Genomic DNA, 19,814 nt, shown 5'->3' on the forward strand with positions numbered 1-19,814 from the left:
TTTTGTAAGAAGTTTATGTTTTTTGTTTTATGAAATCAATAATTATTTCTTTGTTTGTTATGTAATCAAACCATTTTGTGTTTTCATCCCGCTTGAACCAAGTTAATTGACGTTTTGCAAATCGACGGGTGTTTTTTTTGATTTCCTCAATGGCAAATTCTAAAGTGAATTCTTGGTCGAAATAACTAAATAATTCCCTGTAGCCAACCGTTTGTAAAGCGTTTAATTCTTTATTTGGATACAAATTTTGAGCTTCTTTGAGTAAGCCTTCATTCATCATGATGTCAACACGCTGGTTGATACGGTTGTACATCACATTTCGATCTGCTTCTAAGCCAATAAGAATAGGAGTGAAGTTGCGTTCGTTTTTCTTTTGATTTAAATAAGAAGAATATGGTTTCCCGGTTCCTATACAAACTTCTACAAATCGCATCATGCGTTGTGGATTGACTAAAGTTTGCGGATTTTCAGTATTTATTTTGTTGAAATAAAAAGGGTCTAATTTTTTTAGTTCTTCTTGAAGGTAAGTAATGCCTAGTTTTTCATAATTGGCATTTACTTCCTCACGTACATTCGATTCAATATCAGGAAAGTCATCAAAACCTTTTAAGACCGCATTTACATACAAACCAGAACCGCCTACTAAAATTACATAATCATTTGTTTTAAATAATTCTTCAATGCAATTGATGGCTTCTTTCTCATAATCACCAACGGTATAGTTTTCAAAGATCGATTTGTTTTGGATAAAATGATGCTTTGCCGCGGCTAATTCATCTGCATTTGGAACGGCAGTTCCGATAGCCATTTCTTTGAAAAACTGACGACTGTCGCAGGAAACAATCTCGCAATTGAAATAATTTGCTAATTGAATGCTTAAGGCTGTTTTTCCAATTGCTGTAGGGCCTACTATGGTGATTAAGTATTTCATGAAGTGTTTTGCTTAACTTGAACGAAAGCTTAAAAAGAGATGATTTTTAACACTTTCTTTTTCCTAATATAAGCTTGTATTATGCGTTGAACATCTCTGTTGTTTTCCATAGGAATGAGGATATTTTTTAAAATATCAGGGTTGGTTATTTGGTAATTTAAATCAAAAAAAGCATACCCTTTAAAAAGTCCGTTTTCAACTAAAACGGCACTTCGTTCATTTATGTTTCGACCACGATCAATAATAATCATGTTTTTATTTTCAAAAGTTAAATTTTGGATGCATTTTTGAACGCGCTCATTGTAACTTTCTACAGGTTCTTCATTGATGCAAGCACCATTACATTCTTTTAAATTGTATTGAAAGCATTCTTTTTTGGAGTCATAAAGCCCGTTAATTTTTTGGCATAGTCCAAATTCTTCGGTTATTTTATGTAAAAAAGTTCTTCCTTCCTGTAGTGAAGCAAATGAGGTTATTTCCTTTTTTCTACCGTCAGTTTTCTGTAACTTAAAAGTTAAGTAACCGTTAGTATCTACTTCTAAATAAAGAGCAAAGATGAAGACGTTTTTACGTTGTGCTCTATTAAGAATTGGTTTGGTGATTTTAATTTCGAGGCTTTCTTTTAGTAAAGCAATTAATTCACTTCCCGTTTCTTCATAATTTACAGTGTAAACTTCGTTTTGAATTCGTTTACTTTTTTTTGTAATTCCAGTAAAATGTTGGTTAAGTCGTTTTTTGATATTGTTACTTTTACCAATATAAATAATGTTTCCGTTTTGATTATGAATATAATAAACCCCAGTTTTTGAAGGTAAACTTCCAATAATGTCTAATAATTTTGGTGCAATTCCTTTTTTGATTTCGGTTTTAATGAGACTGGTAATGATGGTTTTTTCTAAGTCTTTCTCCAAAAGCATTTTGAATAACTTTACTGTTGCCATAGCGTCTCCACTGGCTCGATGTCTGTCAGACATTGGAATTCCCAAAGCGCGGACTAATTTCCCTAAACTATGAGATGTTTGTTCCGGTAATAGTTTTTGAGATAAGGCGACAGTACAAAGTGTTTTGGCTTTAAAATCATAGCCCAAACGACTAAATTCAGTTCGAAGTATACGATAATCAAAGTCAGCATTGTGCGCTACAATGATACAGTCGGTTGTGATTTCAATAATGCGTTTGGCTACTTCGAAGAATTTAGGTGCCGAACGTAACATAGCGTTGTTTATGCCGGTAAGTTTTACCACAAAAGGTTGGATAGGAATTTCAGGATTGACCAAACTGATAAATTGATCTACAATTTGGTGTCCGTCATACTTATAGATGGCAATTTCAGTAATGCCTTCCTCATTGTATTGTCCCCCGGTGGTTTCTATGTCTAGTATTGCGTACAAAATAGTGTTCAGTATTCAGTTTTTAGTATTCAGTTTACAACTGAAATCAAATATCTTTAAATCGTTATCTACTTCCAAAAATGCTGCTTCCAACGCGAATCATCGTACTCCCACATTCGATAGCTAATTTATAATCACCGGACATTCCCATTGACAATATTGAGAGGTTTAGAGTAGAATTTTTTTGCATTTGAATGCTGTCAAAAATGGATTTTAAATGGGTGAATTCTTTTTGAATTTGTTCTTGGTTATCGGTAAAAGTAGCCATTCCCATGAGTCCTAAAATACGAATGTTTTTCATTTCCTGAAATTCAGTTGCGTTTAAAAGAGTTTCAAGCTCTTCTTCGTCAAATCCGAATTTTGTTTCTTCGTCGGCAATGTGTATTTGTAATAAGCAGTCAATAATACGGTTGTTTTTTATGGCTTGTTTGTTGATTTCCTGTAACAATTTTAAACTGTCCACTCCGTGAATTAAACTCACAAATGGAGCCATGAATTTGACTTTATTCGTCTGAACATGACCAATCATGTGCCATTGAATGTCCTTAGGCATGACTTCCCATTTTTCAAGCATTTCCTGGATTTTATTTTCACCAAAAATACGTTGACCAGCATTGTAAGCCTCCATTAAATCCGAAACGGGTTTGGTTTTAGAAACTGCAACCAGAGTTACATTTTCTGGTAAAGATGATTTTATTTTATGTAAGTTAGATTGTATTGACATCTTAAATGAATTGTTTTATTGATATGTCTTAAAGGAACTGTTTAGCAACTTTTTCAGCTTTTTTGCTTTCGGAATAATCATAAAATCCTTCTCCTGATTTTACTCCCAATTTTTTAGCATTGACCATATTGACCAAAAGGGGACAAGGAGCATATTTAGGATTTTTAAAACCATCATATAGCACATTCATAATCGAAAGACAAACATCTAAACCGATGAAATCAGCTAATTGTAAAGGTCCCATAGGATGCGCCATACCGAGTTTCATTACGTTGTCAATTTCGCTTACGCCGGCAACTTTGTTGTAAAGTGTTTCGATGGCTTCGTTGATCATGGGCATCAAAATCCTGTTGGCAACAAAACCGGGATAATCATTAGCTTCCACAGCAGTTTTGCCTAATTTGGCTGCCAAATTCATTACAAATTCGGTGACTTCATTACTGGTATTGTATCCTCTAATAACTTCTACTAAAGGCATTATTGGTACTGGATTCATAAAATGCATTCCAATAACACGTTCCGGATGAGCTACTACAGCTGCGATTTGTGTGATAGAAATCGAGGAAGTATTAGTGGCGAAAATAGTATTGTGCGAACAGTAATCGTTTAGTTTTTTAAAAATTCGAAGTTTTAAATCCAGATTTTCAGTTGCAGCTTCGACAACTAAATCGGCACCAACCACGCCATCTTCAATATCAGTGTAGCAGATAATATTGGAAAGGGTTTTCATTTTGTTCTCGGCAGTAATGCTTCCTTTGTTTTGCATTCTTTCGAGGTTGGTAAAAATAGTATGCATGCCTTTTTCTAAAGCAGCTTCAGAAATATCAATCAATTTAACCGTAAAACCATTTTGTGCAAAAGTATGCGCAATTCCGTTGCCCATAGTTCCTGCACCTATTACTGCTACTATTTTCATTTTTTTCTTTAAATTTAAAAAAGTTTAAGGTTTAAAGTTGTGTTTCACCTTTAAACCTTAAACTTTAAACTAATTTATGATATTATTTCTTAAAACAAGCGATAATTTGATGTGCCACTCTCAAAGCTTCAGTAGCCTGATCTAAGGTTACAATTGGTGTTGTATTATTGTTAATTGCGTCTGCAAATGTTTCTAATTCGTCCAAAATAGCATTGTTTTGTGTTACTTCAGGATTCGAAAAATAGATTTGTTTTTTGACACCTTCGGCATTTTGCAAAATCATATCAAAGTCCCCAGGAACTTCAGGAGCATCTTTCATTTTTACTACTTCACATTTCTTTTCTAAGAAATCAACCGAGATGTAGGCGTCTTTTTGAAAAAAACGTGTTTTGCGCATATTTTTCATCGAAATACGACTGGCAGTCAAATTGGCTACGCAACCATTCTCAAATTCGATTCGGGCATTGGCAATATCAGGAGTTTCACTGATTACCGAAACACCGCTGGCACTGATGTTTTTCACCTTAGATTTTACTACACTTAAAATAACATCAATATCATGAATCATTAAGTCTAAAACAACTGGTACGTCGGTACCTCGAGGGTTGAATTCGGCCAAACGATGGGTTTCTATAAACATTGGGGTTTCAATCATGCTTTTAGTAGCAATGAAGGCTGGATTGAATCGTTCTACATGTCCTACCTGACCTTTAACATTGTATTCATTGGCCAAAGCGATAATTTCTTCGGCTTCTTCAATAGTGTTCGAAATAGGTTTTTCGATAAAAACGTGTTTCCCTGATTTAATGGCTGCTCTGGCGCATTTGTAGTGCGAAAGGGTAGGTGTTACAATATCAATAACATCTACAGCATGAATCAGTTTTGCAATAGTGTTGAAGTTTTGGTATCCAAATTCTTTTGAGATTTTTTCGGCGTATTCCTGGTTTTCGTCATAAAAACCAACTAATTCGTATTTTTCAGATTGTTGTAATAAACGCAAATGAATTTTTCCCAGGTGACCGGCACCTAAAACTCCTACTTTAAGCATGATAATGTATTTTTAACAAAAGTAGGAAATTCAATTTAAAATAATAGTATAAATGAAATGGATTTTGGGTTTTGCATTTTGGAATTTTTACTGTTATTTTTACCAAAAAATAAACCCTAAACTTTGAAAGATACAGCCAAACATCAAGGACTTCGCAATCAATTAGTAAGCACTTTACAACAAAAAGGAATTACTGATTTGAATGTTCTTGATGCAATCAAAAAGATTCCAAGACACCTTTTTTTGAATTCTAGTTTTGAAGATTATGCTTATCAGGATAAGGCTTTTCCTATTGGTGCTGGTCAAACTATTTCACAACCTTATACGGTAGCTTTTCAATCGCAATTATTGGAAATAAAAAAAGATCATAAGGTTTTAGAAATTGGTACAGGTTCTGGTTATCAAACGGCTGTTTTGTGTATGATGGGGGCTAAAGTATACAGTGTGGAAAGGCAGAATGAGTTGTTTAAAAAAACATCTGCTTTGTTGCCCAAATTAGGAATTAGACCTAAGCATCTTACTTTTGGGGATGGTTATAAAGGATTACCCACTTACGGTCCGTTTGACAGTATTATTGTTACTGCTGGAGCACCTTTTATTCCGCAGCCTTTGATGGCGCAGTTAAAAATAGGGGGACGATTAGTCATTCCTGTGGGTGATGAAATTCAGATCATGACTTTGTTGATTCGTAAAAACGAAACCCAATTCGAAAAGCATGAATTGGGTGAATTTCGTTTCGTTCCTTTATTAGAAGATAAAAATTAGCAATCCGCCATATTTACGGCAATAGCTAATCCTCCTTCTGAAGTTTCTTTGTATTTAGTATTCATATCTTTGGCGGTTTCCCACATGGTGTTGATTACTTTGTCCAAAGGAACTTTAGTGTTTTTAGGGTCTGTGCCAAGGGCTAATTCGGCGGCATTTATGGCTTTAATGGCTCCCATAGTATTTCTTTCTATACATGGAATTTGGACTAAACCTCCAATTGGGTCGCAGGTTAATCCTAAATGATGTTCCATGGCAATTTCGGCAGCAATTAAAACCTGTTCCTGTGTTCCTCCCATCAATTCACAAAGAGCAGCAGCAGCCATAGAAGAGGAGACACCTATTTCGGCCTGACAACCACCCATTGCAGCTGAAATGGTTGAACCTTGCTTGAAAACACTTCCAATTTCGCTGGCAACTAATAAAAACTGTTTGATTTCTTCTTCTCCAGCTTTATGGTTTTCAATGACCAAATAATACATCAATACGGCAGGGATAACACCAGCACTTCCATTGGTAGGAGCCGTAACTACTCGACCTAAAGAAGCATTTACTTCGTTAACAGCCAGAGCAAAACAGCTAACCCATTGTAAAATTTGTCTGAATTTAACTTCCGTCAATCGGATTTGTTCCAGCCAACTCTGTGGCGAATTGTAAGTAGCTGTCCCAATTAGATTTTTGTGCATATCAAAAGCACGACGCCTGACATTAAGTCCTCCCGGTAGAATCCCCTCAGAATGACAGCCTATATACATGCATTCCAGCATAGTGTCCCAAATCCGAATTAATCCATCGTGAATTTCTTTCTCTGTGAACATCGATTTTTCATTTTCATAAACAATCTCAGAGATTTTTTTATTTTCTGATTTACAATGTTGTAGTAATTGTGTGGCGTTGTCAATTTGAAAAGGGAAAGCGCATTTGATATCTAATTTTGTTTTTGAACTATCAATATCTTCATTTACTACAAAACCACCGCCAATAGAATAATAAGTGTTGCTGTATTTTTTTTGGTCTATAGTCAACGCAGTTAAGGTCATACCATTGGCATGAAAAGGCAGGAATTCTTTATTGAAAATGATAGCTTCGGAAGCATCGAATGAAATAGAAAATTCGTTGCCTAATTGGAGTTGTTTGTCTGCTTGAATAGCCTGAATAATAGAATCGATGTTTTTAACCGGCATGTATTCAGGGTCTTGTCCGCTAAGGCCCAGCATAATGGCTAAGTCAGTTGCGTGTCCTTTTCCTGTTAATGATAGAGAGCCGTAGAGGTTGACTTCTATTTTAGTAACTGAATGGAAAATATTTTGGTCTTTTAGTTCGTTTAAAAAACGTTCGGCGGCTCGCCAAGGTCCTAAAGTATGTGAACTCGAAGGTCCAATACCTATTTTTAGCATGTCAAAAACCGAAATACATTCTTCCATATTACAAAACTTTTTTTGGGGTTATTTGGAACTTAATCCAGACAGCATATTGATTTGTTTTAAGAAGCTATGTAATTAGGTTTAGCTGTTAAACGATTTCTTAATCCTGTCTAAATCTCGTTTCGTATCCTGTTCTTTTAATGATTCTCGTTTGTCGTAATTCTTCTTACCCTTACATAGCCCGATTTCCAGTTTGGCAATTCCTTTTTCGTTAGTAAATAATCGCAATGGGATAATAGTCAAACCTTTTGCCTGAACACTTCGGGCAAGACTTTTTAATTCTCTTTTATTTAAAAGCAGTTTTCTCTCACTTCTGGATTTGTGATTAAATTGATTTCCAAAAGCGTATTCTTCAATATAAGTGTTGATAGCAAAGAGTTCATTTTTACCGTTAAATTCACAAAAACTTTCGGCAATGTTGGCTTTTCCCAAACGGATTGATTTGATTTCAGTTCCTGCAAGTACAATTCCAGCAGTATACTTTTCGATTATTTCATAATCAAATCGTGCTCTTTTATTTAATATGTTGACTGTTTTTAGCATGGTTGCAAATGTAGAAACAATTAGCAAAATTCCACAATTTTTAAGCGAAATTGAATTATTTTTGCTTTTATGGAAAAACAAAAGTCAAATGATCCGCTTCACGGTGTAACTTTAAAAGTTATTGTAGAAAAACTAGCTGCTTTTTATGGTTTTGATACTTTGGCAGAATTAATCCCAATACGTTGTTTTACTCATAACCCAAGTGTTAATTCTAGTTTGACCTTTTTAAGAAAAACAGATTGGGCGAGGAAAAAAGTAGAAGAGTTGTATGTCAAATCTTTACCAAAGTTTGATTAGATAATTTCAATACTAAAATTGGAGTTAAAAATTCCATTTGCTTCTAATATTTGGATGCCTTCTTTTTCAAAAAGATTTCCATTGCTTTTGCTGGTGTCAGAATAACCATACCAAGGTTCAATACAAAGAAATGGGGCGTTTTGTACGGTCCAGATTCCTAAGTGTGGAAAGCCTTGATAGTTTACTCTTAAGAATGGTCTTTTATGATGCAAAATGCTTAGGCTTTTAGAAGCTAAATTTTTGAAAATCAAGGCGTCATTTTCAAAAAGTTTATAGTTTAATAGAACAAGACTATTTTTCTTTTCTAAAATTTCGGTGGTATTTACAATTAAATTGTCTTCTAATAAATTGTATTCTAAAACTTCCTCATTTTCAAATACCAATTGATAATCTTCAAAATTTCCTGCTAAAGCAAATGCAGGATGAGCACCAATAGAGAATGGCATCTGTGTAGCAGATTTGTTTATTACTTTGTAAGTTATATTTAATTTTTTATCCTCTAATGAATAGCCAATTTGTAACTCAAATAGAAAAGGATAATTGGCTAGAGTTGCTTGAGAAGATTGAATAGAAAAAGTGGCACTGTTTTCTGTTTTTTCTATCAAATCAAAAGTCATATCACGAGCAAAACCATGACGGGATAATTGATAGTTTGTGTTATTGTATGAATAGGTGTTGTTTTTAAGAGTGCCTACAATTGGGAATAAAACCGGAGAATGTTTGCCCCAAAAAGCAGGATTTCCTTCCCAGATATACTCAGTGTTTGTAGTTTTAAGCGAAAATAATTCAGCTCCTTTGTGGTTGATTTTAGCCGTAAGATATTGGTTTGAAATTGTTGTTGTCAATGGGGGTGTTTTAAAATATTAATGCTAATGTAATTATATTTCAGTAAAATTTTTTAGAATAAATCTTAAAATTAATTTAAAGCTAATTTTTATTCAACAAATGTGTCTTTTTTTTTATTTATTTGTAACAAAATGTAAATATATGAAGATAAATAAGTCGGTCGCTGTTTTTCAAATAGCAATTTTATTAGGAGGTTCTGCATTGATTGCTCAGGAAAATGCTACTCAAAAACAAATTTCTAATTATAATTATCGCGATGCTTTTGCACCATTTTTTTACACTAAAAATGGAACAACTACACGTTCAGCCAGTGGACAGCCCGGAGCGGAATATTGGCAAAATCGTGCCGATTATAAATTGACAGCTGTTTTGAATGAAAAAACAAACGAAATCACAGCATCAGATATTATTACGTATACCAATAATAGTACTGATACCATGTCGTTTTTGTGGTTGAATTTAGATCAAAACTTATTTAGAGGAGATTCTCGCGGTGAAGCTGTTGTTCCTGTTATTGGTAGTAGAAATGGGCGTCAAGGGCAAATTTTCGACGGAGGTCACAAAATCAAATCGGTTAAAATAACTAAAATCGATAACAAAAGGATTAATGAAGTTGAAGCTAAATATATCATAAGTGATACGCGTATGCAGCTTTTCCTTCCTGAAGAATTAAAATCAAAAGGGGGAAAAGTAGAATTCAAAATCGAGTTTTCTTATATTTCTCCAAATGAAGGTTCTGATAGAACAGGTGTTTTAGAAACTAAAAATGGTAAGATTTTCACCATTGCGCAATGGTATCCACGTATGTGTGTGTATGATGATCTTAAGGGATGGAATGTAAATCCTTATTTAGGAGCGTCAGAGTTTTATTTGGAGTATGGTGATTTTGATATTTCGATTACAGCACCATCTAATCATATTGTTGTATGTTCTGGAGAATTGACAAATGCTAATGAAGTTTTTTCGGCGGAAGAATTTAAAAAATATAATGAAGCTAAAGCAAGCGAAAGCACTGTGATGATTCGTTCATTAGAAGGTGTTTTGGCAGCTAAAAATAATGCTTCAGCAGTAAAAACGTGGAAGTTTAAATTGTTAAATGCTAGAGATGTTTCCTGGGCTTCATCAGCGGCTTTTATTTTAGACGGTGCCCGAATTAATTTACCAAGCGGAAAAAAATCATTGGCACTTTCAGTTTATCCTGAAGAAAGCGCTGGAAAAAGTGCTTGGAGTCGTTCCACTGAATATGTTAAAAATTCAATTGAAAATTATTCTAAAAGATGGTTTGAATACACTTATCCGGTTGCTACAAATGTTGCAGGAAATGAAGGCGGAATGGAATATCCGGGAATAGTCTTTTGTAGTTGGAAATCTAAAGGTAAAAGTTTGTGGGGAGTAACTGATCATGAATTTGGTCACAACTGGTTTCCTATGATTGTAGGTTCAAATGAACGTGTTTTTGGCTGGCAAGATGAAGGTTTTAATACTTTTATCAATTCCTTAAGTAATGTTGATTTTAATAAAGGGGAGTATAAAGACGAAAAAGAAGATATGCATGAGGCAAGTCTTATTTATACTGACCCAGGATTAGAACCTATTATGACTTCTCCTGATAATATGAAAGAAGCTCATATCGGTGAGTTGTGTTATTCTAAACCAAGTGCTGGTTTGGTGATTCTTAGAGAACAAGTTTTAGGGCCAGAGCGTTTTGATTTGGCTTTTAGAACATATATTAAGCGTTGGGCATTTAAACATCCTGCACCTGATGATTTCTTTAGAACTATGGAAAATGTTGGAGGCGAAGATTTGAGCTGGTTTTGGAGAGGTTGGTTTCATAATAACTGGAAATTTGATCAGGGGATCAATGGAATTAAATATGTGAAAAACGATCCTTCAAAAGGTGTTTTTATTACAATTGAAAATTTCGAAAAATTACCAATGCCGGTTGTTCTCGATATTAAATTCAAAAGTGGAAAAGTAGACCGAGTAAAATTGCCGGTAGAAATTTGGCAAAAAAACATAGAGTGGACTTTTAAACATAATTCGACTGAAGAAATAGAAAGTATTACCTTAGATCCAGAGCATGTTTTTCCGGATAGTAATGAAGCAAATAATGTTTGGACAGCCTCTAAAGGAATTGTAGAAAAAGCTATAGTAGCTGATGAATATTTAGGTGTGTATTCTAATTCTAGAATTTCTTATAAAATTACAATCACTGAAAAGAATACGTTTTTGAATGTAGAAATTCCTGATTATGCAACTTTTACTGTTGAGCCAATAGGAGAGAATTTGTTTGAATCTAAACGAACAGGTTTAAAATTGAAATTTAAAGATGACAAATCTGGTTTTGACTTAATTGTAAGTGAAGATCAAAAGATTCCTTTTACTAAAGTGAAATAATTATTAATTTAAGTATAAGTAACGGCTATTGAGAATTTCAATAGCCGTTTTTGTTTAAAATTATATCCTGAAAAACTTTGTTTGCTAAACTCAAAAAAATGTACTTTTATTGCTTTTAAAAAGCAACTTAGAAAAATTATATTTTGGATAAAAAGATTACCATTGCGATTGACGGATTTTCTTCTACAGGAAAAAGTACATTAGCTAAACAACTAGCTAAATCATTAGGATATGTATATGTAGATACAGGAGCCATGTATCGCGCTATTGCTTATTTTGCTATGCAAAAAGGCTATATAAAAACCGATTATTTGGATAAAGAATCCTTGGTTGTAAGTTTACCAAATATCATTTTGCAATTTCAATTTAATGCTGAATTAGGTTTTGCCGAAATGTATTTGAATAGTGAAAATGTCGAAAAGCAAATTCGTACCATTGAAGTTTCTAGTTTTGTGAGTAAGGTAGCTGAAATTCCGGAGGTTCGTGCTAAATTGGTAGAACAGCAACAGCAAATGGGTAAAAACAAAGGTATTGTGATGGATGGCAGAGATATTGGGACAGTTGTTTTTCCGGATGCCGAACTTAAAATTTACATGACTGCCAGTGCGCAAACGCGGGCACAAAGACGTTATGATGAATTAATTCAAAAAGGGGATCAGGTAACTTTTGAAGAAGTACTTCAAAATGTAGAAGAACGTGACTATATTGATACCCATCGCAGTAATTCGCCATTAGTAAAAGCAGATGATGCTATCGAAATTGATAATTCTAATTTAAACAGGGAAGAACAATTTGAATTGGTTTTGGATTTAGTCAAACAAAAAATCAGTTAATAATTTATTAAATGATTTTACTTCAAAGAAGTTGAAAACAGGTTTTAGTGTTTTTTTCTTTTTCGTCCCCACCAAATTAAAAATCCTGTAATTGGTGCACTTGCAGCAAAAAGGCATACTAAAAAAGCAATAATTTTAGTTGGTAAACCATAGATACTTCCTGTGTGTATGGGGTAAATAAGTCTTCTTAATTTATCTCCTTTTGTGAAGGATTCATAAGGTTTTATTTGGATATTTCTAGCCGTATATCGGTCGAAATAGGCAATACTGGATTGATTAGGTATTGTTCTTTCCGTATTTTCTTTGGTGACCAAAATGCTATTAATTGTATCGTTTGGCATTCTTAGTTGAACATTTCCTTGATACGAATAGATTTTATTGGTTTCATCAATAATGTCTTGATAGAAAAATGTTTCTTCAGAAAGTAACTTTGATTTAGGAGGATTTGCCACTTTGATAGATGGTTTTTTTGCAACACCATCCATTAGATAATAGAGACTGTTTTCAAACCATTTAAAGGACCAGGTTAGTCCTGTAAGAGCAATAATTAATAAAAATAAAAAACTATAAAAACCAATAGTGGAATGAAAATCCCAATTGACTCTCTTGAAAGAAGCATTCCATTTGATTGTTAATCGCTGTTTTAAGTTTTTGAGTTTTTTGGGCCACCATAAAAATAGGCCACTTAATAGTATGATTATAAAAATTAGGCAAGAACAACCTGTGATGAATTTTCCAGTTTCTCCAAGTAAAAGACTGCGATGTAATTTATTGACAATGGAAAAGAAATGTTTTTTTTGCTCCATACTACTGACGATTTTTCCGGTATAAGGATTAACAGCAAAAAAGAAAGTGTTGCCTTTGGTATTTTTGCCCATTACAAGAATGGTACGTTCAGGATCATTAAACGTATAAATACGATTGATACTATCTGTTGCGTATTCTTTTCTTAATGATTGTATAGCAAAGTCAATCGGTATTCTGGATTTTCCAACAGTTTCAACTTTGTAAAATTCCGGGTGAATGAAGGGATCAATTTCTTCTTCAAAAACTAAAATACTTCCTGTTAAGGCTACAATAAATACAACAAGCCCGGACGCAAGTCCGAGCCATAAATGTATTTTTCCAATGCTTTTTTTGATTTGTTTATTCATACGAATTTTGTTGAATAATTTTTTTTGGGATTGCAAATAAAAGTCAATTAAAAAGAATAACCTAAAGTTAATAACCAGTTTTTTGGCGCTCCCGGGAATAAGCGAATGTAATCGTAACCACCTACCCAATAGGTTTTGTTCATTATATTGTTGGCATTCAACTGAATTTTGAATTTATTAATAGTGTAATATAAAGCTGCATTCATTACAGTATAACCCGGAATTGTTTGAGTAGCACTAATACTCAGATTACGTCTGGTAACAAAATTAGAACCAAAAGCCAATCCAAAATCTTTCAAAGCTCCTTCTGTGAAATTATATCTTGTCCAAATATTCCCTTGGTGTTTAGGTGTGTTCGGTTTTTGTCGGCCTATTTCACTTGCTACCGGACTATCGGTAATACTGGCTTCATTGAATGAGTAAGCTGCCGAAATACTCCATTGATTGGTGATTCGACCATTAAGGTCAATTTCAATTCCTTTAGATTCCTGTTCACCAATGGCTCTCATTAGATCCACATTATTGGAATCATTGGCATTGTATAAACTATTTTTTTCTTTGATTTTATAAAAAGCTAAAGTCACGTATAAATTTTCTTTGAACCATGATGATTTTCCACCAAATTCAATCATATTGCTTTCCAAGGGATCAAAAGGGCCTCCTGCATTAGGATTTGAAATTATTGATGCCGTTTGCGGATTGTATCCTTTTACATAAGTACTGTATAAATTAATATTGGGTGTCAAAGTGTAGGTAAGTCCCACACGTGGCAAAAAGGAATGTTGTTTTACTTTCTTTTCGTTGTCTTTGGTGTAGTTTTCTCTGTCAATATATTCGTCATAGCGCACACCAAGTAAGGCTTTCAGTGGACCTAGTTTTATTTGATCCTGCAAATAGATTCCATAAGTAGAATAAAAAGTAGGGTCGAAGGCTCTGTTAGTATAAAAATATTTGCTCATGTCTTTAAGTTGCTGTGAACCCAATGGGTTAGTCAAATCGAAATGAGCGACATTAGGAACTGGATTTCCATTAGCATCTAATAAATAAGCACTTTTATTATTAGGATTATAGGTGTTGATCGCACCAGTATTTGTAGCATTTCGATAGCCTTTTGCTTCCATTTGAGAAGCACCAGCAGGAAGTTCTTCTTGTGCATAATCAAAACCTAAAACTAAGTTGTGATCCAGTATTCCAGTTTTAGTTTTGTAAACAAAAAAGTTAGAAATGTTATCGATATATCTTTTACGTTTTCTCATAAAAACCTGCATTTCAATCGAAGTTGGGATAGAATTACCATCACCATCTACCGCATATTTATTGGCTCCGCGGTGTTCCAATAAATCCTCGTTGTATCCTGTTCTTATATAGGAAGCCGAAAAGGAAAGTTTGTCATTAAATTGATGATTTAATGAAGTGGTAAGAATATAGGTTTCTTCATTAAGGTAGTCGTTTGCTGCATTGAGAGATTGTCTAATATTGGTAGAGTACAAATCATTTTCATAGGTTGATTGTCCTCTGTCCAGAATACTTTTGGAACTGTTGTAAATTAAATCAAAGTTCACACGTGTTTTGTCGTTAGGCAGGAATGAAAAAGAAGGAGCAATAACGATGTTCTTGTCAAATTGTAAATCTCTAAATGAGTTGGCATTTTCGTAACCAATGTTCAAGCGGTATAAAAGTGTTTTATCCTCATTAAGTGGTCCCGTAAAATCACCTAAAGCTCTTAGGGTATTAAAACTTCCGGTTGAAAAACTGATGCTATTAGCAGCCTGATCCAATGGTTTTTTAGTAACTCTGTTCACCACACCACCCGGAGAAGCATTTCCGAAAAGGGCAGAAGAAGGACCTTTTAAAACCTCTACACGTTCAAGGTAATTGGTTAAGGGCTGTTTCCAGAAACCGGTAGAAGTTCGTAATCCGTTTAATAACTGGGTGTTGCTTTGTCCGTTGATTCTAAATCCTCTGATAGAAATATCATCGTAAAAGGTGAATTGTGTTACGCCACTAAAATTTTTAACTAATTCGCCCACACGCATCGTTCCCTGATCGGCAATTAGTTCTTTTGTCGCATAAGAAACGGATTGTGGCAGGTCTTTTAATGCAATTTCAGTTTTTGCACCAATAAAAGAACGGGTATTTTTATATGACTTTTCTTTTCTACCGATAATTTCCACCGTTTGTAAAGCATTAATGTTTTCTTTCAAAGTAACATTAATGATTGTATTTTCGTTTTCGGTTAAGGTGACTTTTTTTTCCTGACTAATGTATCCTAAAGCTGTAAAAAGTAAGGTATAGGTTCCGGAATTTAAATTTTTAAGTTCATAATTTCCATTTTTATCAGCATCTGCCTGACGATTGTTTTCTTTAATTATAACGGTCGAAAATAAATAATCCGGAGTGTTTTCGGTTCGTATCTTTCCTTTTACTGAACCACTTTGTGCGCTTACTATTGTGGTAAGACTTAATAGGGCTATAATGCAAATTTTTCTCATGGTAGAAATATTAATTTTTTGTAAAGTTATTTTTATTTAGAATAAATACAAATAAAAAACAGATAATTTTTTTATACTTATATAACCCGTTGGGTGAAACTAGTTTTTGATGAAAATTTTTCGTCAGTTCGAGTGATTTTCGACAGAAAATCGTATCGAGAACAAGAAAAATTTCATTAAAAACGGTTCTCGATACATTTTTTGTTCCGTTTCACTATACAAAAAACACTCGAACTAACGTTTTTTAATAATTTCACCCAACGGGTTACTTATATATATTGCTGTTGTATAGTCGGTTAGAGCTGTTGATTATTAGACGTATTGCATAAGATGATTTATGTAATTCTTAAAAAGAATATTTTGGTCAGGGACATAAAAAAAAGAGGTTATCTTTTAATCGATAACCTCTTTGAGTGTTTTTTAAGTTAACTGTTATTTGATGTCAATTAATTTTGGAGATTTTGGTTTTGCGGCTTCTCTTTTCGGGATGTTGATTGCCAAAATTCCGTTTTCGTATTTGGCTGAGATTTTTTCTTCATCTACCAATTCAGGGAGTGTAAAGGAGCGGCTGAAAGACTGGTAGCTGAATTCTTGTTTGGTAATTCGCTCTCCGTCTTTGACTTCATTGTTTAGTTTTTTTTCAGAAGAAACGGTTAATAAATCATTATTCAGTTCAATTTTGAAATCTGATTTTTCAAATCCCGGAGCAGCTACTTCTACAAAAAAAGAATCTTTGTTTTCCTTTATGTTTAAAGAAGGTAAAGTAGTGTTGGTTATTGAAAAATTGTCTCTATTCCAACTTTCAAAATCATTATTAAAAAATCTGTCAAATAAACTAGGCCATTGGTTTTGATATCTAACAACTGTCATAATAATAAAATTTTAAGTTAAACAATCTTTTTATAATTGAATAACAAAGAAAATACCATTTGGAATAAACTGACAATAAGTTAGTTGTTGTGTTTTTTGATATGATTTTGTTTCTGAAAATTTTATTAATTTTTAAGAAAGAAATGTCAAATTTTCAGTTTTGGGATGGTTGTTTTTTAGTAGTTTGTATTTTGAAGTCAGGATATTTTGAAGGGCTTTTTTTTATCGCAAACTTGTCATCCTGACGAAGGAAGGATCTCATTAAGTTTTAATAATTATGTTTAATTACCACACGAAAGGATTCTTGTGGCAGCGTGAGTTCAGTTATTTGTCTTTCCATTGTATTATTTCTAAAATTGCTAAAACTACTGCAATGAAAATACTAATTCTAGCAAACCATTTTGTGTATGGATATTCTTTAAGCATTTTTTGTGCTAGGTCTAAATCTATTTTCGATTTTTCAAATTCTATTCTTTCTTTTTCGGCAAGATATTTATCTTCTTCAATTATTTGCTTTAAAAAAGCTTCTCCTTTGTCGGTTATGGAGTATATAGAATCTCGATTATCGTCTTCAACTATCAAATTATTTCTTTCTAAAAAGTCAATATTTTGTATAAACAAAGTTCTGTCAAAATATCTGTCTATTTTTGGGTATAAATCTTGGTCTCTTAAATTGACAATGTTCTGTTTGAAAAATATCAAATGGTTTTTAACTTCATTGTTATTCATATTTCTGTCGGTGTTTTGGTTCTGTAAACTGAGGCATAACTTGTATATAGGTGAAACAAACTTTGTATATGCACCCGAAATCAGGTAGATTGGCGAAGTTCTTTTCTTTTCAAATATATCAAAATATCTTTACAAAAGAAATTTTGGGAATGAAACGCTCTAAATAGCCCTGATGGAAGTGGCATCCTCTTGTCTCGTCTTTTGGATGAGACAAGAGATAGAGCGGACAGCAGGAGGGAAGTTCTTATAGAAATCAATACTTTCTGCTTCAAAAACCAATAAAAATCGCTGTTTAGCTTATTATTTAGTTTACTTAGTGATTATCAGTTTGATTTGTTTTGTGGTTACAAATAAATGTTTTAATTTTGCGCACCTTTTGGTGAATAAGAGTTTCCTTTAGGTATCAACTATTTATATAAACACTTCTGTAGTTTTCTATCACATTAAGAAGCTCAAGCGAACACAGAATACAAATTTTTAATCAGCATGTCTGAACAATTAAAATCACAAGAAGAGTTTTTAGCAAATTTTAACTGGCACAATTTCGAAGAAGGTATTGATGCAGTTGATGAGAAAAACTTACAAGAATTCGAAGAATTAGTATCTAAAACTTTCATCTCTACTGACCAAGAAGAAGTAGTAGAAGGAGTTGTTGTAAGAATTACTGATAGAGACGTAATCGTTGATATCAATGCTAAATCTGAAGGTGTTATCTCTTTAAACGAATTTCGTTACAACCCTAACTTAAAAGTTGGAGATAAAGTAGAAGTATTAATCGACATCCGTGAGGATAAAACAGGTCAATTAGTATTGTCTCACAGAAAAGCACGTACAATCAAATCATGGGATAGAGTTATTGCTGCTAATGAAACGGGAGAAATCGTTAATGGTTTCGTTAAATGCAGAACTAAAGGTGGTATGATCGTAGACGTATTCGGAATCGAAGCGTTCTTGCCAGGATCTCAAATTGATGTTAAACCAATTAGAGATTACGATGTTTACGTAAACAAAACTATGGAATTCAAAGTGGTAAAAATCAACCACGAATTCAAAAATGTTGTTGTATCTCACAAAGCGCTTATCGAAGCTGATATCGAGGTACAGAAAAAAGAAATCATCGGTCAATTACAAAAAGGACAAGTATTAGAAGGTGTTGTTAAAAACATTACTTCTTACGGTGTGTTTATTGACTTAGGTGGTGTTGATGGATTAATCCACATCACTGACTTATCTTGGTCAAGAATCAACCACCCATCTGAAGTTCTTGAATTAGACCAAAAATTAAATGTTGTAATCCTTGATTTCGATGATGAGAAAACAAGAATTCAATTAGGATTGAAACAATTAAATGCTCACCCATGGGATGCATTAGATGCTAACTTAACTGTAGGTGATAAAGTAAAAGGTAAAGTAGTTGTAATCGCTGATTACGGTGCATTTATCGAAGTTGCTGAAGGTGTTGAAGGTTTAATCCACGTTTCTGAAATGTCATGGTCTACTCACTTACGTTCTGCTCAAGATTTCGTAAAAGTAGGTGATGAGGTTGAAGCAGTTATCTTAACTCTTGACAGAGACGATCGTAAAATGTCTTTAGGTATCAAACAATTAACTCAAGATCCTTGGACTGATATTACTTCTAAATACCCAGTAGGTTCTAAACACACAGGTATCGTTAGAAACTTTACAAACTTTGGAATTTTCGTTGAATTAGAAGAAGGAATCGACGGATTAATCTATATATCTGATTTATCTTGGACTAAGAAAATCAAACACCCATCTGAATTTGTAAACGTAGGTGAGAAATTAGATGTTGTTGTATTAGAATTAGATGTTGACGGACGTAAATTATCTTTAGGTCACAAACAAACTACTGCTAATCCTTGGGATAAATATGAAGAAGCTTTCGCTGTAGGAACTATCCATAATGGTGAGATTTCTGAAATCGTTGACAAAGGAGCTACTGTAGAATTTGGTGAAGATATCGTTGCTTTCATTCCTACTCGTCACTTAGAAAAAGAAGACGGTAAGAAATTGAAAAAAGGTGAATCTGCTGATTTCAAAGTAATTGAATTCAACAAAGAATTCAAAAGAGTAGTTGCTTCTCACACTGCTATCTTCCGTGAAGAAGAAGAGAAAAACGTGAAAGCTGCTGCTGATAATAATGCATCTGCTACTTCTACTAATGCACCTGCTGCTACTTTAGGAGATAACAATGATGTGTTAGCTGCTTTGAAAGCTAAAATGGAAAAATCTGAGAAAAAATAATCATTCTCAAGTTTTATAAATTAAAGTCCCGAGTAATCGGGACTTTTTTTTTGGGGTTATTATTTTGGCATATTCATAATACCTCAATCTATTGTTTTTCATAAAAATAGGTATTATATTAGAAGAAACAAACCCCGAAATTGCTCAAAAGGAGTCAAAAACGGGGTTTTCTTTTATAGTGTGATGCCA

At 33.5% G+C, this 19,814-nt stretch carries 17 protein-coding genes; 5 read left to right on the top strand and 12 right to left on the bottom strand.

The window, feature by feature from the left end; genetic code table 11:
* Window positions 1-13: 13 nt before the first annotated feature.
* The 5 genes from miaA to AAEO59_RS12695 form a co-directional block, all read right to left on the bottom strand.
* A complete protein-coding gene (gene miaA / locus AAEO59_RS12675; protein ID WP_341701117.1) occupies window positions 14-931 on the bottom strand; it encodes a tRNA (adenosine(37)-N6)-dimethylallyltransferase MiaA in 918 nt (305 codons plus the stop codon).
* A 29-nt stretch (window positions 932-960) separates the two neighbouring features.
* Window positions 961-2,322, bottom strand: coding sequence for an exonuclease domain-containing protein (locus AAEO59_RS12680; protein ID WP_341701118.1), 1,362 nt, complete (start codon window positions 2,320-2,322; stop codon window positions 961-963).
* Between the two features lie 64 nt (window positions 2,323-2,386).
* Entirely contained in the window at window positions 2,387-3,046 is a 660-nt protein-coding gene (locus AAEO59_RS12685; RefSeq protein ID WP_341701119.1) for a YggS family pyridoxal phosphate-dependent enzyme, read from the bottom strand.
* A gap of 28 nt (window positions 3,047-3,074) precedes the next feature.
* Window positions 3,075-3,962, bottom strand: a complete 888-nt coding sequence (locus AAEO59_RS12690) for a 3-hydroxyacyl-CoA dehydrogenase family protein (protein WP_341701120.1) — start codon at window positions 3,960-3,962, stop codon at window positions 3,075-3,077.
* Between the two features lie 82 nt (window positions 3,963-4,044).
* Window positions 4,045-5,010, bottom strand: coding sequence for a Gfo/Idh/MocA family protein (locus AAEO59_RS12695; RefSeq protein WP_341701121.1), 966 nt, complete (start codon window positions 5,008-5,010; stop codon window positions 4,045-4,047).
* A 123-nt stretch (window positions 5,011-5,133) separates the two neighbouring features.
* Here AAEO59_RS12695 and AAEO59_RS12700 point away from each other — a divergent pair, with 123 nt between their 5' ends.
* The gene (locus AAEO59_RS12700) at window positions 5,134-5,775 is read left to right on the top strand and encodes a protein-L-isoaspartate(D-aspartate) O-methyltransferase (protein WP_341701122.1); all 642 of its coding nucleotides are present in this window, start codon (window positions 5,134-5,136) and stop codon (window positions 5,773-5,775) included.
* Here AAEO59_RS12700 and AAEO59_RS12705 read toward each other — a convergent pair.
* Window positions 5,772-7,199, bottom strand: coding sequence for an L-serine ammonia-lyase (locus tag AAEO59_RS12705; protein WP_341701123.1), 1,428 nt, complete (start codon window positions 7,197-7,199; stop codon window positions 5,772-5,774). The genes AAEO59_RS12700 and AAEO59_RS12705 overlap by 4 nt on opposite strands.
* Before the next feature lie 81 nt (window positions 7,200-7,280).
* Window positions 7,281-7,742, bottom strand: coding sequence for an SsrA-binding protein SmpB (gene smpB / locus AAEO59_RS12710; protein ID WP_341701124.1), 462 nt, complete (start codon window positions 7,740-7,742; stop codon window positions 7,281-7,283).
* A 69-nt stretch (window positions 7,743-7,811) separates the two neighbouring features.
* On the opposite strand from smpB, the gene AAEO59_RS12715 reads away from it, so the two are divergent.
* Window positions 7,812-8,039: a VF530 family protein gene (locus tag AAEO59_RS12715; RefSeq protein WP_341701125.1), complete on the top strand. Its 228-nt coding sequence runs from the start codon at window positions 7,812-7,814 to the stop codon at window positions 8,037-8,039.
* On the opposite strand, the gene AAEO59_RS12720 is transcribed toward AAEO59_RS12715, so the two are convergent.
* Window positions 8,036-8,884, bottom strand: a complete 849-nt coding sequence (locus AAEO59_RS12720) for an aldose 1-epimerase family protein (protein WP_341701126.1) — start codon at window positions 8,882-8,884, stop codon at window positions 8,036-8,038. The genes AAEO59_RS12715 and AAEO59_RS12720 overlap by 4 nt on opposite strands.
* Before the next feature lie 142 nt (window positions 8,885-9,026).
* Between AAEO59_RS12720 and AAEO59_RS12725 the strand changes: the two genes are divergently transcribed.
* On the top strand, window positions 9,027-11,282 hold the full coding sequence (locus AAEO59_RS12725; RefSeq protein WP_341701127.1) for a M1 family metallopeptidase: 2,256 nt from the start codon (window positions 9,027-9,029) through the stop codon (window positions 11,280-11,282).
* 143 nt (window positions 11,283-11,425) lie between these two features.
* Window positions 11,426-12,115 (top strand): (d)CMP kinase, encoded by a 690-nt coding sequence (gene cmk / locus AAEO59_RS12730; RefSeq protein ID WP_341701128.1) that lies wholly within the window; start codon window positions 11,426-11,428, stop codon window positions 12,113-12,115.
* A gap of 44 nt (window positions 12,116-12,159) precedes the next feature.
* Here cmk and AAEO59_RS12735 read toward each other — a convergent pair whose 3' ends face one another.
* The 4 genes from AAEO59_RS12735 to AAEO59_RS12750 form a co-directional block, all read right to left on the bottom strand.
* Window positions 12,160-13,269 carry a PepSY-associated TM helix domain-containing protein gene (locus AAEO59_RS12735; RefSeq protein ID WP_341701129.1) on the bottom strand — a complete coding sequence of 370 codons (1,110 nt, stop codon included), beginning with the start codon at window positions 13,267-13,269 and terminating at the stop codon, window positions 12,160-12,162.
* A gap of 47 nt (window positions 13,270-13,316) precedes the next feature.
* On the bottom strand, window positions 13,317-15,761 hold the full coding sequence (locus AAEO59_RS12740) for a TonB-dependent siderophore receptor (RefSeq protein WP_341701130.1): 2,445 nt from the start codon (window positions 15,759-15,761) through the stop codon (window positions 13,317-13,319).
* A gap of 432 nt (window positions 15,762-16,193) precedes the next feature.
* The gene (locus AAEO59_RS12745; RefSeq protein WP_341701131.1) at window positions 16,194-16,631 is read right to left on the bottom strand and encodes an Hsp20/alpha crystallin family protein; all 438 of its coding nucleotides are present in this window, start codon (window positions 16,629-16,631) and stop codon (window positions 16,194-16,196) included.
* 324 nt (window positions 16,632-16,955) lie between these two features.
* Window positions 16,956-17,360, bottom strand: a complete 405-nt coding sequence (locus AAEO59_RS12750) for a hypothetical protein (RefSeq protein WP_341701132.1) — start codon at window positions 17,358-17,360, stop codon at window positions 16,956-16,958.
* Window positions 17,361-17,846: 486 nt separating this feature from the next.
* Here AAEO59_RS12750 and rpsA point away from each other — a divergent pair, with 486 nt between their 5' ends.
* A complete protein-coding gene (gene rpsA, locus AAEO59_RS12755; protein ID WP_341701133.1) occupies window positions 17,847-19,625 on the top strand; it encodes a 30S ribosomal protein S1 in 1,779 nt (592 codons plus the stop codon).
* The last annotated feature ends 189 nt before the right edge of the window (window positions 19,626-19,814 follow it).

Source organism: Flavobacterium flavipallidum, from assembly GCF_038289905.1.
Lineage (GTDB): Bacteria > Bacteroidota > Bacteroidia > Flavobacteriales > Flavobacteriaceae > Flavobacterium > Flavobacterium flavipallidum.